This is a genomic window from Stenotrophomonas sp. CASM110, assembly GCF_049384345.1.
Taxonomy (GTDB): domain Bacteria; phylum Pseudomonadota; class Gammaproteobacteria; order Xanthomonadales; family Xanthomonadaceae; genus Stenotrophomonas; species Stenotrophomonas muris.
The window spans coordinates 1-523 of sequence record NZ_JBMRGI010000051.1 but is presented as its reverse complement, the minus strand read 5'-3'; the positions used below and the strand labels follow the sequence as shown (position 1 = coordinate 523).

General features: G+C 61.4%; 1 pseudogene. It reads right to left on the bottom strand.

The annotated features are described in order from the left end of the window. Positions 1 to 394: pseudogene (locus VG561_RS21145) on the bottom strand (IS110-like element ISStma6 family transposase); the annotation flags it as partial. Between the last annotated feature and the right edge of the window lie 129 nt (positions 395 to 523).

Genomic DNA, 523 nt, shown 5'->3' with positions numbered 1-523 from the left:
CCAGATGCCTGCGGCATTGCGCAAATTCAGCCAGACGCTGCTGCCAAGGGGCAGGCGGTACGTAGCGGGTCAGCGGTAACAAATGGGCCATCTGCGCCAGCACTGTCGCATCGAGCCGATCGGTCTTGGCGGCACGGCCCGTGCCTTGGGCAAATCGCCGTGCACGCGCCGGATTGATTCGCACCATCGGCAGGCCGGCGGCGTGCAATACATCCAGAGCAGCACGCTCGTAGCCCCCGCTTGCCTCAAGAACGACCTGCTTGATCGGCCACGTCTTCAGCCACCGAATCAAGCGCACAAAGCCGCGCTTGTCGTTGCTGAATTGGCGAAACTGCTCTCCATGGACGGCCACATCCAGCGTGGCTTTGCTCACATCGATCCCGATCCCAAACATGACAGAACTCCGCTAGGCTGACAGGGTCGAGAGCTCTCCCCGCTTGCCCAGTCTTATCAGTTCGAGCGCCAACTCAACCAACTGTTCGGGCGGTTCAGGGAGAATCCGGCGTGGGGACCCAAGCTACTT